Genomic DNA, 15,509 nt, shown 5'->3' on the forward strand with positions numbered 1-15,509 from the left:
ACAGACTGGACACATCCAAGGGCCGTCCATGGGACGGCCCTTTTCGCATGCGCGGTGCGTGGTGTGCGGAGCCGGCCGGGACCCTGGGGAGCGCCCGAACCGAGCGGCAGGAGCAGACCATGGCAGAAACGACGACGCGGCCGGACCGTCACGCGGAGATCCGCGAGATCCGCCGCGACCCGGGTGCGTACCGGGTGTTGACGGGCGACAGGCCGACGGGCCGCTTGCACCTGGGGCACTACTTCGGGACGCTCCAAGGTCGGGTGGAGCTCCAGGACCTCGGCGTGGAGACCTACGTGATCGTCGCCGACTACCAGGTCCTCACCGACCGGGACGTCGCCGAGCGGCTCGAGGAGCACGTGGAGGACCTGGTCCTGGACTACCTCGCGGCGGGGATCGACCCACGGCGCTCCACGATCTTCGCCCACAGCGCGGTCCCGGCCCTCAATCAGCTGATGCTGCCCTTCCTCTCGCTGGTCTCCGTCGCCGAACTGGGGCGCAACCCCACCGTGAAGGACGAGATCACGCATTCGAGGCAGGCCGCGGTCAGCGGGTTGATGTTCACCTACCCCGTGCACCAGGCGGCCGACATCCTCTTCTGCAAGGCCAACCTGGTACCGGTCGGCCGCGACCAGCTCCCGCACCTGGAGCTGACCCGGACCGTGGCCCGCCGCTTCAACGACCGCTACGCCACCGTCTTCCCCGAACCGGCGCCGCTGCTGTCGGCCGCGCCCGTCCTGCTGGGAACCGACGGCACCAAGATGAGCAAGTCCCGTGGCAACGCCATCGCCCTGGCCGCCACCGCGGACGAGACCGCCCGACTGATCAAGGGCGCCAAGACGGACGCGGAGCGCCACATCACCTACGATCCCGAGGCCCGGCCGGAGGTTTCCAGCCTCGTGCTCCTCGCCGCCCTCTGCCAGGACCGCGCCCCGGAGGAGGTCGCGCGGGAGATCGGGGCCGGCGGATCGGCGGCCTTGAAGCGGACCGTCACCGAGGCCGTGAACGACCACCTCGCGCCGATGCGGGCCCGTCGCGTCGAACTGTCCCGCGACCGCGCACACGTGCGGGCCGTGCTCCGGGAGGGCAACGAACGGGCCCGGGCGCAGGCCGACGCCACGCTCGCGGAGGTCCGGAATGCCATGAAGATGGCGTATTGACGGACTCCGCCGCCGTCACGCTCGGCCGAATCCATCTGGTCGGTGTCCAGATACCGTCAACGGCTCATGCAAACCCCCTGTCGCACAAGATCACTGCATCGAGGTAACTCCCACCGGCTCCGCCGAAGCGGACGGCGGCAGGCCGTTACGGTTCTGAACGGTTCTGGACCCATTGCCGGATATTCATTCCTTTACGTCGCTAAGGAAGCCTCGCTGATGACCGTTGACACCGGCCCCGAAGCCCAGTTGGAGCCGCCCCGGCAGTCCAGCCTGGGCACGGCGGCTGCCCGTAACCTCGCCACGACCACCAAGTCCGCCCCGCAGATGCAGGAGATCACCTCCCGCTGGCTGCTGCGGATGCTCCCCTGGGTGGAGACCAAGGGCGGCACGTACCGGGTGAACCGGCGGCTGAGCTACACCGTCGGCGACGGGCGCATCGAGTTCGTCCAGGACGGCGGCAACGTCCGGGTCATCCCCCGCGAGCTGGGCGAACTGGCCCTGCTGCGGGGCTTCGACGACGTGGACGTGCTGACCGCGATCGCCGACCGGTGCGTGCAGCGCGACTTCCGCGCGGGCGAGGTGCTGGCCGAGCGCGGTGCCCCCGCGGAACAGGTCCACCTGATCGCCCACGGCCGGGTCGGCCAGACCTCCGCGGGCCCCTACGGGGACGAGGTGGCCGTCGCGGTACTGGCCGACGGCGAGCAGTTCGGTGAGGACGCCCTGCTCGACGCGGACGCCGTGTGGGACTGCACCGCCACCGCCGAGACGGCGGGCACCCTGCTCACCCTCTCCCGCGCCGACTTCGCCGCGGTACTGTCCGCGGCGCCGGCCCTGCGGGCACACGTGCGGCACTTCAGCACGCTCCCCCTGCGGCGGCAGAACAAGCACGGCGAGGCCGAGATCGCGATGTCGGCCGGCCACACCGGCGAGGCCGAACTGCCCGGCACCTACGTCGACTACGAGCCCCATCCGCGCGAGTACGAACTGTCCCTCGCGCAGACCGTGCTGCGGGTCCACAGCAGGGTCGCCGACCTCTACAACGAGCCGATGAACCAGACCAAGGAGCAACTCCGGCTCACCATCGAGGCGTTGCGGGAGCGCCAGGAGCACGAGCTGCTCAACAACCGGGAGTTCGGCCTGCTCCACAACGCGGCCTTCAAGCAGCGGATCCAGACCCACTCCGGTCCGCCCACCCCGGACGACCTCGACGACCTGCTCTGTCGCCGCCGCGGCTCCAAGTTCTTCCTCGCCCACCCGCGGACGATCGCCGCCATCGGGCGGGAGTGGAACGCGCGCGGGCTCTACCCGGACCACGTCGACCTCGGCGGTCAGCAGGTACCGGCCTGGCGCGGGGTGCCGATCCTGCCCTGCGGCAAGATCCCGATCACCAAGGAGAACACCAGCTCGATCCTCTGCATGCGCACCGGCGAGGACAACCAGGGCGTCATCGGCCTGCACCAGACGGGCCTGCCGGAGGAGTACGAGCCGGGCCTGTCGGTGCGCTTCATGGGCATCGACGAGCGGTCGATCATCTCCTATCTGGTCACCACCTACTTCTCCGCCGCCATCCTGGTCCCCGACGCCCTCGGCGTCCTGGAGAACGTGCAGATCGCGCGCCGGCGCGACTAGCCGCACGACCGCAGGACCTGTCCGACGTCCCCGAGGGTCACGGCCGCCCGGATCTCCGGTGCCGCCCCGACCCCCGGGGGCCGGATCGGCGTGCCCGGATCCCGGGCAGCCCACCCACGTCACCCAAGGAGCTACGGATGCCCGAGCCCGGGCTTTCCCCTCTGCAATCGAGCCTGCCCGGGGCGGCGGCCCAGTTCGGCGCCCACGTCCTCGCGGCCGCCCCGCCCGCCGTCCCGACCCCCGCCCCGCCCGTGGACGTACCGGCTCCGGTGCCCGCGGTGGTGCCCGAGCCGGTGGATCCGCCCCTGGACGTACCGTCGGCCGAGGTCGTGGCCGGACCCGCCGCCGCACTGGAGCGGCTCCTGCGCGGCCCGAGCGGGCTGGGCACCGCGGGCCTGTACCTGACCCCGCGCCCGGAGTCCGTGCCGCACCCGGCCGCGGAGCCGGTCGCCGGCACTCCGATCCCCGGCCTCTACTACCACCCCGTGCCCGAGCCCGATCCGGCACGCGTGGAAGAGGTCAGCCGCCGGATCAAGGCGTGGGCGCTCGACGAGGTCGATCTCTATCCGGAGGAGTGGGAGGACCAGTTCGACGGCTTCTCCGTCGGGCGCTACATGGTCGCCTGCCACCCGGACGCCCCCACCATCGAGCACCTGATGATCGCCACGCGGCTGATGGTCGCGGAGAACGCGCTCGACGACGTCTACTGCGAGGACCACGGCGGCTCGCCCATCGGCCTCGGCGGCCGGCTCCTGCTGGCCCACACCGCCCTCGATCCCCTCCACACGACGAAGGAGTACGAGCCGCGGTGGGCGGACTCCCTCCGGGCGGACGCGCCGCGGCGCGGCTACGTGTCCGCCATGCGGTACCTGGTCGGGCAGTGCACCCCGTCCCAGGCCGACCGCTACCGGCACGACATGGCCCGGCTGCACATGGGTTACCTCGCCGAGGCGGCCTGGGCCCAGACGGAGCACGTGCCGGAGGTGTGGGAGTACCTGGCGATGCGCCAGTTCAACAACTTCCGGCCCTGCCCGACCATCACGGACACCGTCGGCGGCTACGAACTGCCCGCGGACCTCCACGCGCAGCCGGCCATGCAGCGGGTCATCGCACTCGCCGGGAACGCCGCCACCATCGTCAACGACCTGTATTCCTACACCAAGGAACTCGCCGCCCCGGGCCGGCACTTGAACCTGCCCGTGGTGATCGCGGACCGCGAGGGCACCTCCGAGCAGGAGGCGTACCTCAAGGCGGTCGAGGTCCACAACGACCTCATGCGCGACTTCGAATCCGAGGCCGCCGACCTGGCCGTCGCCTGCCCCGCACCGAGCGTGCTGCGCTTCTTGCGCGGCGTCGCCGTGTGGGTCGACGGCAACCACTACTGGCACCAGACCAACACCTACCGCTACAGCCTGCCCGATTTCTGGTAAGGACGGAACTCTTCATGACCGGTACCGATTACAGCACCGCCACCACCGCGACCTCCGTCAGCGGCTCGGTGTTCATCCCTTCGCCGGCGACGGCGTACCAGGGGGACATCGCCCGTTACTGGGACCACGAGGCCAGGCCCGTGAACCTGCGTCTCGGTGACGTCGACGGCCTTTACCACCACCACTACGGCATCGGGGACATCGACCGCGCCGCCCTCGGGGACGCCGGCGACAGCGCTTACGAGAAGCGGCTGATCGCCGAGCTGCACCGGTTGGAGTCGGCGCAGGCCGAGGTCCTGTTGGACAACCTCGGCGCCATCGGTTCCGAGGACACCCTCGTGGACGCCGGCTGCGGCCGCGGCGGCTCGATGGTCATGGCGCATCAACGTTTCGGCTGCAAGGTCGAGGGCGTCACCCTGTCGGCGAAGCAGGCCGAGTTCGGCAACCAGCGCGCCGCCGAACTCGGCATCCAGGACCACGTCCGCTCCCGGGTCTGCAACATGCTCCGCACCCCCTTCGAGACCGGCAGCGCCGCGGCCTCGTGGAACAACGAGTCGAGCATGTACGTCGACCTGGACGACCTCTTCGCCGAGCACTCCCGCGTGCTCCGGGTCGGCGGCCGGTACGTGACGATCACCGGCTGCTGGAACCCGCGCTACGGCCAGCCCTCGAAGTGGGTCTCCCAGATCAACGCCCACTTCGAGTGCAACATCCACTCGCGCCGGGAGTACCTCAAGGCGATGGCCGACAACCGTCTCGTCCCCCAGGCCGTGATCGACCTGACGCCCGAGACCCTGCCGTACTGGGAGCTGAGGGCCACCTCCTCGCTGGTCACCGGCATCGAGGAGGCCTTCATCAACTCCTACCGGGACGGTTCCTTCCAGTACGTCCTGATCGCCGCCGACCGCGTCTGACCGACCGGCCGGGCCTCGGCTAGGCCGTCTCGGCCGGGTGGGCGAGGCGGCCCAGCAGCGTGAGGGCGTCGTCGAGCGGGACCGGGCCGAAGAAGCCCGCGTCCACCTCCTCGACGGCGGCGATCGCGCGCGGCGCCAGCTCGGCGCCGAGGTCGGTCACGTGCAGCCGCTTGGCGCGGCTGTCGGCCGGATCGACCTCGCGGGCGACCAGGTCCTTTTGTTCCAGGGTCCGCAACACCTGCGAGGTCATCTTCACGTCGGTGCCCGCCTGCCGGGCGAGGGCCTGCTGGTTGGGGCGCTCGCCCCGGCCGTTCATCCACCAGGTGCAGGCGAGCAGCACGAACTGGACGTGCGTCAGGCCCAGCGGAGCCAGGGCCGCCGCGATGCCGCGCTGCCAGCGCAGCGTGGCGTGCCAGAGCAGGAAGCCGGGACTCTCGCCGGGCTGCACCGAGCTCAGCCCCGGGCGGCCAGCGCGGTGAGCGCGGCCATCGTCTCGGGCCAGTCGGCGGTGATGCCGGGGCCGATCTGCGGGCCGACCTCGTCGGCGCCCGTACCGGTGATCTCCATCCGGTAGACGATACGGGTCCGGCCCCCGGGGAGCGGAGCGAGGGTGTGGGCTGTCCGCAGGACGAGCCCGCCCACGCGGGCCTCGTCGGTGAAGGACTCGCCGGCGACCAGGTCGGTGACCCGCAGTTCCACGGGGCAGTCCCCGGGCGGGGTCATGGTGATCCCGGCCCCCACCGCGAAGGGACCCTCGAAGTCGATGCGCTCTATCTCGCCGTTCCAGGTCCCCCAGTTCGGTACGTCGGCCCAGAGCGCCCAGATCGCTTCGGCGGGGGCGTCGGTGTCCAGGCTGTGCTCGTAGTCCCACATGGGTGTCTCCTCGGACGTCGTCGTGCCGTGCTTTTATCTGCGCACAGACTATCTGCGCACAGACTATCTGCGCGCAGACTATCTGTCGAGGGGGCGGGCCGTGGCGTGGCCGAACGGCCGATGCGCGGGGGCGCGGCGCCGCGGCATCCTCGACGGATCACCCCGTCCCGCCCCGCCCCGTGAAGGAGGCGCCGTGCTGCACGCCCTCTACCTGCTCGGCATATCCGCCTTCGCGGCCTCCGGCGTGCTGGCCGCGCACCGCGCCAACATGGACCCCTTCGGCGGCTTCGTACTCGCCTTCGCCGCCAGCATCTCGGGCGGCACCCTACGCGACCTGATCCTCGACCGGCACCCCCTCTACTGGACCCACGACTGGGTGCTCCTCGTCCTCATCGCCTCGGTCGCCACGGCCACCATGCTCTACCTGCGTCGATGGGAACTGCCCCAGCGGACACTGATGGTGGTCGACGCCGTCGGCCTCGCCGTGGTCACCGTCATCGGGGCGCGCGCCGCCATCGACGCCCACGTCACCCCCGTCGCCGTGCTCATCCTCGCCGTCCTGACCGGGGTCACCGGCGAGGTCGTCCGCGACGTGCTGTGCGGGGAGTTCCCGCCGCTGCTGCTGCGCGAGGAGGTCTACGCGACGGCGGCGCTCGCCGGAGCCGGCTGCTACCTGCTCCTGCACTGGACCGGGGCCTCGGCCACCGTGGCGATCGTGGTCTCGGCGGGCCTGGTCTTCGCCCTGCGCATGGCGGCGGTCTTCGGCGACCTCCACCTGCCGCGCCTCCAGCGCGTCGACGGCTGATCCGCGCGGCCGTTCCGGCAGGCCGCTCCCCGCGGTGGTGACCTCGCCCGCCGCACGGCGTTAGACCCCGTGACGCAGCCACCGATCGAGGGAGAACGCATGCACGCGGCCACCGGCCCCACCGCTCCGCCGACGCGGCGCGCGGCCCTGCGCACGCTCTTCACGGCCGCGGTGGTCGCCACCACCGCGGCCGCACTGGCGCCCGTACTGCGCGCCCGGCGCCCGGTGCAGACGGTGACCCCCGCCCCGCTCGCGGAGGAGACGTACCGGGGCCGGCACATCGCGATCGGTCGGACCGGGATCCGGATCGACGGGCGCCCCCTGCACGTCATGCGGCGCGCGGACGGCAGCTACCTCAGCGGGGTCAACCACTTCCAGTCCTTCGCGACGCCCATCGAGCTGGCCCGGGCGGCCGTCGACGAGCTGGGCACCGCCCAGCTGGCGCTCGCGGCCGGCGCCCCGCACCACGGCTGATACCCGGCACGGCCGGACCGGACGGCCGTACCCCACGGGACCACGGGAAAGCGGAGGACACCGGCGTGTACACCCGGCAGAACCAGAAGAACCTCACCAGCGCGCAGAAGAAGCGGTTCACGGCCGCCGTGCTGGAGCTCAAGCGCAACGGAACCTACGACGCTTTCGTGCGCACCCACGACAAGTACTTCGTGCCGGACCGGGACCGCAAACTGCGGGTCGGTCACATGTCACCGTCGTTCTTCCCGTGGCACCGGCGCTACCTGCTGGAGTTCGAGAAGCAGCTGCGGGAGGTGGATTCCGCGGTCACCATCCCGTACTGGGACTGGACCACCGACAACAGCCCCGTCTCCTCCCTCTGGGCCGAGGACTTCCTCGGCGGCACCGGCCGGGACGGCGACCACCAGGTGATGACCGGCCCCTTCGCCCACGCGGGCGGCAACTGGACGGTCACCGTCGGCGTCACCGAGTCCCGCTTCCTCACCCGCAACCTCGGCCGACCGCAGAACCCCATCAAGCTGCCCACCGCCGCCGAACTGCGGACGGCGATCGACGACCCGGTCTACGACACGGACCCCTGGGACTCCACGGCGCGGGCGGGCGGCTTCCGCAACAAGCTGGAGGGCTGGGCCGCGCCCAAGAGCGAGCGCTGGCGCAACCACAACAAGGTCCACCAGTGGGTCGGCGGGCACATGACGGGCGGCACGGCCCCCAACGACCCGGTGTTCTGGCTGCACCACGCCTTCGTCGACCTGGTCTGGGACCGCTGGCAGCAGCGCCACCCCGGCTCCGGCTACCTGCCCGCGACCCCGCCGCCGGAGTACGACCTCCAGCACGGCCGGGTGATCGCCCTGGACGAGCCGATGCCGCCGTGGGGCATCCCGCCGCGCGAGATGTTGAGCCACGTCGGCCTCTACCGCTACGAGGTCTGACCCACCGCTGCGCGTCCTGACACGAAGGAGGGCCCCCGCCGGTCGGCGGGGGCCCTCCTCACGGCACGGCCGTCATGCGGTGGCCGGTGATCAGCCGCCGTAGCCGCCCTCGGTGTGGTGGCCGCCGCCCGACGCGTTGACGCAGGTGGTGCCGAACGCCGGGTTCAGCAGGGCGATCACGTTGACGGTGTTGCCGCAGACGTTGACCGGAACGTGGACCGGAACCTGGAGCAGGTTGCCCGAGAGGACACCGGGGGAGCCGACCGCCGCACCGTGCGCTCCGGCATCGGCCGCGGCCAGACCGGCACCGGCGGCCAGGGCGCTACCGGCCGCAGCGGTGACGACGAGTGCCTTCGCGATACGCGACATCAAGATCTCCTACTGAGAAATGGGGTGCCGCAGAATCTGCGGCGTTTGACATGGCGTACAACGCGGCGAGCGCCCCGGAGTCACGGCCCGTGCGCCCACCTGGTGGGGTCGAGCTACCCGGACAGGCGTACGGACGCGAAATAGGCCGTCACGGGCGCGCTCGTCCGGGGCAGGACGTAGGCCACGGGCTGCCCCTTGCAGCCCTCGTCCCGGTACAGCGCGGCCTTCAGCCCCGTCTGGTTGACCACGCCCCGCGAACTGCCGCCCTCCGCGGCGTGGCACCCCGGGCGCGCCGGGATCGCGTGGGGCTTGTCGTCCTGGCCGATGTACTGGAAGTCCGCGCCGGCGGCCTGCGCCGTGCCCGCGGCTCCCGCGGCGGCTCCGGCCAGCAGCAGCAGTGGCCCGATGGTCGCCCGGATGGTGTGGTGGATGCGCATGGAGGTCTCGCCCCTCGGGGAACGTCTGGAAACGGCCGGTGCGGCTGCACCGCCCGGGGTCCAACCCGCCCGGACCCGCCCCGGGTCACGCCTTGTCACCCGTAGGTGGCTGTGCGACGGTGCGCCCAGGAGCGGACACAGGAGGACGAGATGAGCGCAGCGGGAGCCCGCCCCAGGGCCACGACCAGGCACGGAGTGGTCGAAGGCCGGGCAGAGGGCCGCGTCTTCGCCTTCAAGGGCATCCCCTACGCGGCCGCGCCCGTCGGCGCCCTGCGGTTCGCCGCGCCCGCGCCCCCGGACGTGTGGGACGGCGTGCGCGACGCGGGTGCCTACGGGCCGACCGCGCCCAAGGTCCCCTACCCGCGGCGCTTCGCCGCGCTGCTCCCGGATCCCGACGTCCCGGGCGAGGACTGCCTGAACCTCAACGTCTGGACGCCCGGGGCGGGCCCCGGCGACCGGCTGCCCGTCATGGTGTGGTTCCACGGCGGCGCCCTGACCCGGGGTTCCGCCGCCGTGCCCGTCTACGACGGCTCCGCCTTCGCCCGCGACGGCGTGGTCCTGGTCTCGGCCAACTACCGGCTCGGCGTCCTCGGCTACGGGCTCTTCCCCGACGCCCCCGCCAACCGCGGGCTGCTGGACCAGATCGCCGCCCTGGAATGGGTGCGGGACAACATCGGGGCCTTCGGCGGGGACCCGCACCGGGTGACCGTCTTCGGCGAATCGGCGGGGGCGATCAGCGTCGGGGCCCTGCTCGCCGCGCCCCGGGCCGAGGGGCTCTTCGCGCAGGCGGTGCTGCAGAGCGGCGCCCCCGAGGTCTACCCCCGCGAGCGGGTCCGCCCGATGGTCCGCCGGATGGCCTCCCTGCTCAAGGTGCCCGCCACCGCCGAGGCCTTCACCGCGGTGGAGCCGGACGCCCTGCTCGCCGCCCAGGCAGCCGTACTGCGCCGCTCCGGACCACTGCTGGGCGGCCCCGCCTTCCTCCTGGTCACCGACCCCGACACGCTGCCCGAGGCCCCGCTCGACGCCGTCGCGGACGGCCGCGCGGCCCGGGGGATACCCCTGCTGGTGGGCTGGACCGCGCAGGAGCACCGGCTGTGGCTGGCCCCCAGCGGGGCGATGCGGCTCTTCGACCAGCTGGGCCCGCTGGCGGTGGCGCTGGCCCGGCACCGCAGCGGCAAGGACCGGCTCGCGGTGCGGGAGCTGCGGGAGAACCTGCCCGGGGTGAGTCCGGCCGACCTGGTGGGCCGGCTGCTCACGGACCAGCTGCTGCGCGATCCGCTGCGGCGCCTGGCCGGGGCCCGCCGGGAGGCGCCCAGCTACCTGTACGAGTTCGCCTGGCCGTCCGGCCTGCCGGGGCTCGGCGCCTGCCACGCCCTGGAGCTGGGCTTCGTCTTCGACACCCTCGCCGTGCCCGAGAGCACGTGGCTGGCCGGCCCGGACGCGCCGCAGGCCCTGGCCGACGAGATGCACGCGGCCTGGGTGCGCTTCGCGGTCACCGGCAGCCCGGGCTGGGAGCCCTGGGACGGCAACGGCCCGCCGAGGACGTTCGGCGGGCCGGAGCGCGAGGGTGAGGGCGCGGAAGGGGACGCGGGGGCGGGGCGGCCGGAGGTCGCTACTCCACTGGTCCTTCCATGACCTTGCTGATGTACTGGATCGGGCCCTCGCCCATGTTCGGCACGTAGGTCTTGGCGTTGTGCTGGCCGCCCGGGATGACGCGCAGGCTCGTGTGGATCGGACCCTTGGTGTAGGTCGCGATGAACTTCTGCACGTCCGGCAAGGTCTTCTTGTTGCTCTCGTTGTCACCCACCTGGAAGGCCAGGTAGACGTCCGGGCCCTTCTTGTTGATGAGTTCCTTGGCGAGGAGTTCCGGGTTGTTCGCGGCCTTCTCCTGATCGTGCCCCTTCCAGAGCACCGAGTCCGGAACGATGTCCGGACCGGAGGCGATCACGGCCTTGAACTTCTCCGGGTACTTCAGCACGGCCTTGAGGCCCGCGAAGCCACCGGTGGAGGAGCCCATGAAGGCCCAGCCGTCGCGCGACTTGATGGTGCGGAAGTTCTCCCGCATCAGGTCCGGGACGTCGTCGGTGAGCCAGGTGCCCATCTTGGGCTGACCCGGAATGTCGGATCCGTCCCAGTAGGTGCCGTTGTCGTCGGGTGCCGGGTTCAGCACGGGCATGGCGAGGATGAAGGGCTTGCCCTTGCCCTCCTCGTACCACTTGCTGATGCTCTTCTGGAGGCCGAGGTCGGTGCCCATCCAGTAGTTGTTCGGGAATCCGGCGCCGCCCGGCAGGGCGATCATCACGGGGAAGCCGCTCTTGGCGAACTTCGGGTCGTTGTACTCCTTCGGAGCCCAGACCCAGACCTTGCCCTTGAAGCCGGACTTCTTGCCCGTGATGGTGGTGACGGCCACGTGGGTGCCGTCCGGCAGGGTCATCGAGTTCGCGAAGTCGGCCTTGGGGCCCGTGGGCATCAGGGCCTTGGAGTTGGCCGCCTGCGGCGCGTCGCCGCCCTTGCCCGCGCCCGGGGTGTCCCCGAAGGAGACCGCGCTGCCCTTGTCCGTGAACGGCGGTATCTCGAAGTACGTCATCGCGGCCGCCGCGATGCCCGCGAGCGCGAGCACCGTGCCACCGGCGATCACCCAGCGCTTGACCCGCGACGGTCGGCGCTCGGGCTCGGCGTCCGGGGCCACGTGCCCGCAGGTCGGGCACAGTTCGCCGGGCGCCACGCCCTGGTGGCGGTCCTGGCGCGGCGCCTGCTGCTGACCCTGGTACGGGCCCTGCTGCTGGCCCTGGCCGTACTGGTCCTGGCGCGGGTACTGCTGGCGCGGCAGCGGCTGGGTCTGCTGTGCCTGCTGGTAGGGCCCGTCGGGTCGCTGGCCCTCGGGCGGGTACGGCTGGTACGGCTGGTACTGCCCGTCGGGCGAATACGACATGTGCGGAGCTCTCCGGCTGTTATGGGCCCCGCGCGTGGCGGGAATGGTCTTCTTCCGTTCGAAGGATGAACGACAGAGCCCTCAGGTTCCTAATTTTTCACTTTCTTGATCTCACCTAGAGCACTTCCTTACCCGGCCCCCAGCGTGCAGCGCGCGTTCTTTTTCCGTTGGCCCACGGTCTCTGGCCCCTGCACATGCCCGTCGGTATGGTGCGTCCGCGCCGCCCCCAGACCCCCACCTCAGCCGGAGGTACATCCCGTGTTCGGCCTGCCCCTGTCACGGCCCCGCCGCACCACCGCCCTCGCGTCCGCGATCGGCCTCACCGCCGCCTTCGCCGCCCTGTGGACCTCGCTCGGCGCGGCCCAGCCCGCGCACGCGGCCTCGCTGCCCGCCCCCGACCACGTCGTCGTCGTGGTGTTCGAGAACCACGCCTACAACCAGGTCATCGGCAGCTCCAGCGCCCCCTACATCAACTCGCTCAAGACGGGCGGTGCCAACCTCACCCAGTCGTTCGGCGTCACCCACCCGAGCCAGCCCAACTACATGCAGCTCTTCTCGGGCTCCAACCAGGGCATCACCGACGACAGCTGCTACACCCCCGGCTTCAGCTCCGCGCCCAACCTGGCCTCCGAGCTGATAGCCGCGGGCAAGACCTGGGGCAGCTACAACGAGACCCTGCCCAGCCAGGGCTCCACCACCTGTAGCAGCGGCAAGTACGCCCGCAAGCACAACCCCTGGTTCGGCTTCTCCAACGTCCCGACGAGCACGGCCAAGACGATGGCCCAGTTCCCGACGGACTTCACCACCCTGCCCAAGGTCTCCTTCGTCGTCCCGAACCTGTGCAGCGACATGCACGACTGCTCGGTCGGCACCGGGGACACCTGGCTCAAGACCAACCTCAAGGCCTACGCGGACTGGGCCAAGACCCACAACAGCCTCCTCGTCGTCACCTTCGACGAGGACAACCGGCTCGCCGGCAACAAGATCCCGACGGTGCTCTACGGCCAGCCCGTGACCCCCGGTTCCTCCTCCGCCACCACGTACAACCACTACGACGTGCTGCGCACCCTGGAGGGCCTGGCGGGCCTGACCACCCACGCGGGGAACGCCGCCTCCGCCCATGACATCACGGGGATCTGGGCGAGCTGACGATGTACGTTGCGGACAGCCGCGGTACCCCCGCGCCCGCCGTGACCACCGAACCGGCCGTCGCCCCGGGCATCCGCCCGGGGCGGCGCGCCGCGCTCGCCCCCACGGTCCTCGCCCTCGGCACGGTCAGCCTGATCACCGACGTCTCCTCCGAGATGGTCACGGCCGTCCTGCCGCTCTACCTCGTCGCCGGACTCGGTCTCTCCCCGCTCGGCTTCGGCCTGCTCGACGGCCTCTACAACGGGGTCAGCGCCCTCGTCCGGCTCACCGGCGGCCACCTCGGCGACCGCTGGGGCCGCCACAAACTGCTCGCCGGACTCGGCTACGGCCTCTCCGCGCTCTGCAAGCCGCTGCTGCTGCTCGCGCACACCCTCCCCGCCATCGGCGCGGTGCTCGCGCTCGACCGCACCGGCAAGGGCCTGCGCACCGCCCCGCGCGACGCGCTGATCTCGCTGGCCAGCACCCCCGAGGACCGCGGCCGGTCCTTCGGCGCGCACCGGGCCATGGACACCGCGGGCGCGTTGATCGGACCGGTCCTCGCCTTCGTGATCCTGCGGAGTGCCGCCGACGGCTACGACGCCGTCTTCACCGTCAGCTCCTGCGTGGCCGCCCTCGGCGTCCTCGTCCTGGTGCTGTTCGTGCCGGGCCGCACCACGGCCGGGCCCGGCGCCGCAGCCGACGCCGCCCCGGCGAAGGGCGCGGGCGAGCGGCCCCGGCTGCGCGCCTCCCTGTACCTGCTGCGCCGACCCGCACTGCGCCGGATCAGCCTCTGCGCGCTGCTGCTGGGCCTGTGCACGGTCAGCGACGCCTTCGTCTTCCTGCTGCTCCAGCGCACCACCGGCATCGCCGACCGCTGGTTCGCGCTGCTGCCGCTGGGCACCGCCGCCGCGTTCTTCCTGCTCGCCCTGCCGCTGGGCCGGCTCGCCGACCGGATCGGCCGCCGCCGCGTCTTCCTCGGTGGACACCTGGCCCTGCTCCTGGCCTACGGACTCCTGCTGACCGGGGCCGAACAGCCCGCCCTGCCCTACGCCGTCCTGCTCCTGCACGGCGCCTTCTACGCCGCCACCGACGGCGTGCTGATGGCCGCGGCCGCCGACACCGTCCCCGAGGAGCACCGCGGCGCCGGCCTGGCCCTCGTCCAGACCGGCCAGGCTCTGGCCCGCTTCGTCTGCTCCCTCGCCTTCGGCGCGGCCTGGACCGCCTGGGGCGCCCGGCCCGCGCTGCTCGTCGCCGCCGTCCTGCTCGCCACCGCCACCGTCGTCTGCGCCCGCCTGCGCCCCGACGACGCCGAACCCGCCGCCGCCACGGCCACCCGCTGACGCGTCCCCACCCGAAAGGCCCCCCACCCATGACCCTCCAGCGCCGGATCCTGATCCTGCTCACCGCCGTGCTCGTCCTCGCGGGCGTGGGGATCGTCGCCGTCGTGCGGGCCTCCTCCCGCGCCGACGAGAGGAACCAGGAACAGGCGGGCGGGCCCCGGATCACCCCGGGACCGCTCTCGCTGGCCCCCGACGGCGGGCGGCGGATCGTCTTCCGCAACATGGCCTGGGGGCCGCACCGCGACGAGCTGGCCAGCGTCCCCGCCGACCGGCCGGACGGCGAGCGCACCGCCTCGGGGGTCTCCTGCCTGCGCTTCTACGCCGCCGCGGGCACCGGGGTCTGCCTGCGCTCCGTCAAGGGCGGGGTCCAGGACAGCTACCGGGCGGTGGTGCTCGACGCCCACCTCAAGGAGGTCTCCAGCCACCCGCTGGCCGGGATACCGACCCGCGCCCGGGTCTCGCCCGGGGGGCACCTGGTGGCCTGGACCGTCTTCGTCGGCGGGGACTCGTACGCCGGGACCGACTTCTCCACCCGGACCTCGCTGCTCGACACCCGCACCGGGACGTACGACGCCTCCCTGGAGGACTTCGCCGTCAGCAAGGACGGACACCCCTACCGGGCGGCCGACGTGAACTTCTGGGGCGTGACCTTCGCGGCCGACGAGCGGACCTTCTACGCGACCCTCGCCACGGGCGGCAAGACCTACCTGGTCCACGGCGACCTCGCCGGGCGCACCCTCACCACGGTCCGCGAGAACGTGGAGTGCCCCTCGCTGTCGCCCGACGGCACCCGGATCGTCTTCAAGAAGCGCGTGTCGGGAGCCCCCGCCGACGCGCCCTGGCGGCTCCACGTCCTCGACCTCGCCTCCGGGGTCGAGACCCCGCTCGCCGAGGCCCGCAGCGTCGACGACCAGGCCGTGTGGACCGACGACCACACGGTGGCCTACTCCCTGCCCGGAGACTTCGGCTCCGACCTGTACTCCGTACCCGCCGACGGCAGCGGCGCGCCCGTCCGGTTCATGCCCTCGGCCCTCGCCCCGGCCTTCCTCGGCTGAGCACAGCCGAGAGGCCGGGGCGAGGGCCGAG

At 72.1% G+C, this 15,509-nt stretch carries 16 protein-coding genes; 11 read left to right on the plus strand and 5 right to left on the minus strand.

Going from position 1 to position 15,509, the window contains the following annotated elements:
* Window positions 1–119 precede the first annotated feature (119 nt).
* From trpS to ACZ4UB_RS02670, 4 genes are all read left to right on the plus strand, one after another.
* A complete protein-coding gene (gene trpS, locus ACZ4UB_RS02655) occupies window positions 120–1,160 on the plus strand; it encodes a tryptophan--tRNA ligase (RefSeq protein WP_468067797.1) in 1,041 nt (346 codons plus the stop codon).
* Window positions 1,161–1,376: 216 nt separating this feature from the next.
* On the plus strand, window positions 1,377–2,789 hold the full coding sequence (locus tag ACZ4UB_RS02660; RefSeq protein ID WP_468067799.1) for a family 2B encapsulin nanocompartment shell protein: 1,413 nt from the start codon (window positions 1,377–1,379) through the stop codon (window positions 2,787–2,789).
* A 137-nt stretch (window positions 2,790–2,926) separates the two neighbouring features.
* Window positions 2,927–4,219: a family 2 encapsulin nanocompartment cargo protein terpene cyclase gene (locus ACZ4UB_RS02665; RefSeq protein ID WP_468067800.1), complete on the plus strand. Its 1,293-nt coding sequence runs from the start codon at window positions 2,927–2,929 to the stop codon at window positions 4,217–4,219.
* A gap of 14 nt (window positions 4,220–4,233) precedes the next feature.
* Window positions 4,234–5,133, plus strand: a complete 900-nt coding sequence (locus ACZ4UB_RS02670; RefSeq protein WP_468067801.1) for a geranyl diphosphate 2-C-methyltransferase — start codon at window positions 4,234–4,236, stop codon at window positions 5,131–5,133.
* Between the two features lie 19 nt (window positions 5,134–5,152).
* On the opposite strand, the gene ACZ4UB_RS02675 is transcribed toward ACZ4UB_RS02670, so the two are convergent.
* Together ACZ4UB_RS02675 and ACZ4UB_RS02680 are read right to left on the minus strand one after the other, a co-directional pair.
* The gene (locus ACZ4UB_RS02675) at window positions 5,153–5,581 is read right to left on the minus strand and encodes a MarR family winged helix-turn-helix transcriptional regulator (protein WP_385779646.1); all 429 of its coding nucleotides are present in this window, start codon (window positions 5,579–5,581) and stop codon (window positions 5,153–5,155) included.
* 5 nt (window positions 5,582–5,586) lie between these two features.
* Window positions 5,587–6,006, minus strand: coding sequence for an SRPBCC family protein (locus ACZ4UB_RS02680; protein ID WP_468067803.1), 420 nt, complete (start codon window positions 6,004–6,006; stop codon window positions 5,587–5,589).
* A gap of 193 nt (window positions 6,007–6,199) precedes the next feature.
* Here ACZ4UB_RS02680 and ACZ4UB_RS02685 point away from each other — a divergent pair, with 193 nt between their 5' ends.
* The 3 genes from ACZ4UB_RS02685 (at window position 6,200) to ACZ4UB_RS02695 (ending at window position 8,217) form a co-directional block, all read left to right on the plus strand.
* The gene (locus ACZ4UB_RS02685) at window positions 6,200–6,811 is read left to right on the plus strand and encodes a trimeric intracellular cation channel family protein (protein WP_468067805.1); all 612 of its coding nucleotides are present in this window, start codon (window positions 6,200–6,202) and stop codon (window positions 6,809–6,811) included.
* Window positions 6,812–6,910: 99 nt separating this feature from the next.
* Window positions 6,911–7,285: a tyrosinase family oxidase copper chaperone gene (locus ACZ4UB_RS02690; RefSeq protein WP_468067806.1), complete on the plus strand. Its 375-nt coding sequence runs from the start codon at window positions 6,911–6,913 to the stop codon at window positions 7,283–7,285.
* A gap of 65 nt (window positions 7,286–7,350) precedes the next feature.
* A complete protein-coding gene (locus ACZ4UB_RS02695; RefSeq protein WP_468067808.1) occupies window positions 7,351–8,217 on the plus strand; it encodes a tyrosinase family protein in 867 nt (288 codons plus the stop codon).
* Window positions 8,218–8,307: 90 nt separating this feature from the next.
* On the opposite strand, the gene ACZ4UB_RS02700 is transcribed toward ACZ4UB_RS02695, so the two are convergent.
* Window positions 8,308–8,586, minus strand: coding sequence for a chaplin (locus ACZ4UB_RS02700; RefSeq protein WP_468067810.1), 279 nt, complete (start codon window positions 8,584–8,586; stop codon window positions 8,308–8,310).
* A gap of 113 nt (window positions 8,587–8,699) precedes the next feature.
* On the minus strand, window positions 8,700–9,023 hold the full coding sequence (locus tag ACZ4UB_RS02705; protein WP_468067812.1) for a hypothetical protein: 324 nt from the start codon (window positions 9,021–9,023) through the stop codon (window positions 8,700–8,702).
* Between the two features lie 150 nt (window positions 9,024–9,173).
* Between ACZ4UB_RS02705 and ACZ4UB_RS02710 the strand changes: the two genes are divergently transcribed.
* A complete protein-coding gene (locus tag ACZ4UB_RS02710) occupies window positions 9,174–10,658 on the plus strand; it encodes a carboxylesterase/lipase family protein (protein ID WP_468067813.1) in 1,485 nt (494 codons plus the stop codon).
* On the opposite strand, the gene ACZ4UB_RS02715 is transcribed toward ACZ4UB_RS02710, so the two are convergent.
* A complete protein-coding gene (locus ACZ4UB_RS02715; RefSeq protein WP_468067814.1) occupies window positions 10,636–11,955 on the minus strand; it encodes an alpha/beta hydrolase in 1,320 nt (439 codons plus the stop codon). The two genes, ACZ4UB_RS02710 and ACZ4UB_RS02715, sit on opposite strands and share 23 nt — an antisense overlap.
* 258 nt (window positions 11,956–12,213) lie before the next feature.
* Here ACZ4UB_RS02715 and ACZ4UB_RS02720 point away from each other — a divergent pair, with 258 nt between their 5' ends.
* Genes ACZ4UB_RS02720 through ACZ4UB_RS02730 form a run of 3 tightly spaced genes read left to right on the plus strand, consistent with a single transcriptional unit; the run spans window position 12,214 to window position 15,478 of the window.
* Complete coding sequence (locus ACZ4UB_RS02720) at window positions 12,214–13,104, plus strand: alkaline phosphatase family protein (RefSeq protein WP_468067815.1); 891 nt, start codon at window positions 12,214–12,216, stop codon at window positions 13,102–13,104.
* 2 nt (window positions 13,105–13,106) lie between these two features.
* Window positions 13,107–14,423, plus strand: coding sequence for an MFS transporter (locus tag ACZ4UB_RS02725; RefSeq protein ID WP_468067817.1), 1,317 nt, complete (start codon window positions 13,107–13,109; stop codon window positions 14,421–14,423).
* A 29-nt stretch (window positions 14,424–14,452) separates the two neighbouring features.
* Window positions 14,453–15,478 (plus strand): TolB family protein, encoded by a 1,026-nt coding sequence (locus tag ACZ4UB_RS02730; RefSeq protein WP_468067818.1) that lies wholly within the window; start codon window positions 14,453–14,455, stop codon window positions 15,476–15,478.
* Window positions 15,479–15,509: the final 31 nt, after the last annotated feature.

The organism is Streptomyces sp. NPDC028419 (genome assembly GCF_055565515.1).

Excerpts from the sequence above, each read along its gene's own strand:
- ACZ4UB_RS02670 (WP_468067801.1), top strand. The coding sequence starts at position 4,234 with ATGACCGGTACCGATTACAGCACCGCCACCACCGCGACCTCCGTCAGC.
- ACZ4UB_RS02705 (WP_468067812.1), bottom strand. The coding sequence starts at position 9,023 with ATGCGCATCCACCACACCATCCGGGCGACCATCGGGCCACTGCTGCTG.
- ACZ4UB_RS02665 (WP_468067800.1), top strand. The coding sequence starts at position 2,927 with ATGCCCGAGCCCGGGCTTTCCCCTCTGCAATCGAGCCTGCCCGGGGCG.
- ACZ4UB_RS02710 (WP_468067813.1), top strand. The coding sequence starts at position 9,174 with ATGAGCGCAGCGGGAGCCCGCCCCAGGGCCACGACCAGGCACGGAGTG.
- ACZ4UB_RS02680 (WP_468067803.1), bottom strand. The coding sequence starts at position 6,006 with ATGTGGGACTACGAGCACAGCCTGGACACCGACGCCCCCGCCGAAGCG.
- ACZ4UB_RS02730 (WP_468067818.1), top strand. The coding sequence starts at position 14,453 with ATGACCCTCCAGCGCCGGATCCTGATCCTGCTCACCGCCGTGCTCGTC.
- ACZ4UB_RS02660 (WP_468067799.1), top strand. The coding sequence starts at position 1,377 with ATGACCGTTGACACCGGCCCCGAAGCCCAGTTGGAGCCGCCCCGGCAG.
- trpS (WP_468067797.1), top strand. The coding sequence starts at position 120 with ATGGCAGAAACGACGACGCGGCCGGACCGTCACGCGGAGATCCGCGAG.
- ACZ4UB_RS02715 (WP_468067814.1), bottom strand. The coding sequence starts at position 11,955 with ATGTCGTATTCGCCCGACGGGCAGTACCAGCCGTACCAGCCGTACCCG.
- ACZ4UB_RS02725 (WP_468067817.1), top strand. The coding sequence starts at position 13,107 with ATGTACGTTGCGGACAGCCGCGGTACCCCCGCGCCCGCCGTGACCACC.
- ACZ4UB_RS02690 (WP_468067806.1), top strand. The coding sequence starts at position 6,911 with ATGCACGCGGCCACCGGCCCCACCGCTCCGCCGACGCGGCGCGCGGCC.
- ACZ4UB_RS02700 (WP_468067810.1), bottom strand. The coding sequence starts at position 8,586 with ATGTCGCGTATCGCGAAGGCACTCGTCGTCACCGCTGCGGCCGGTAGC.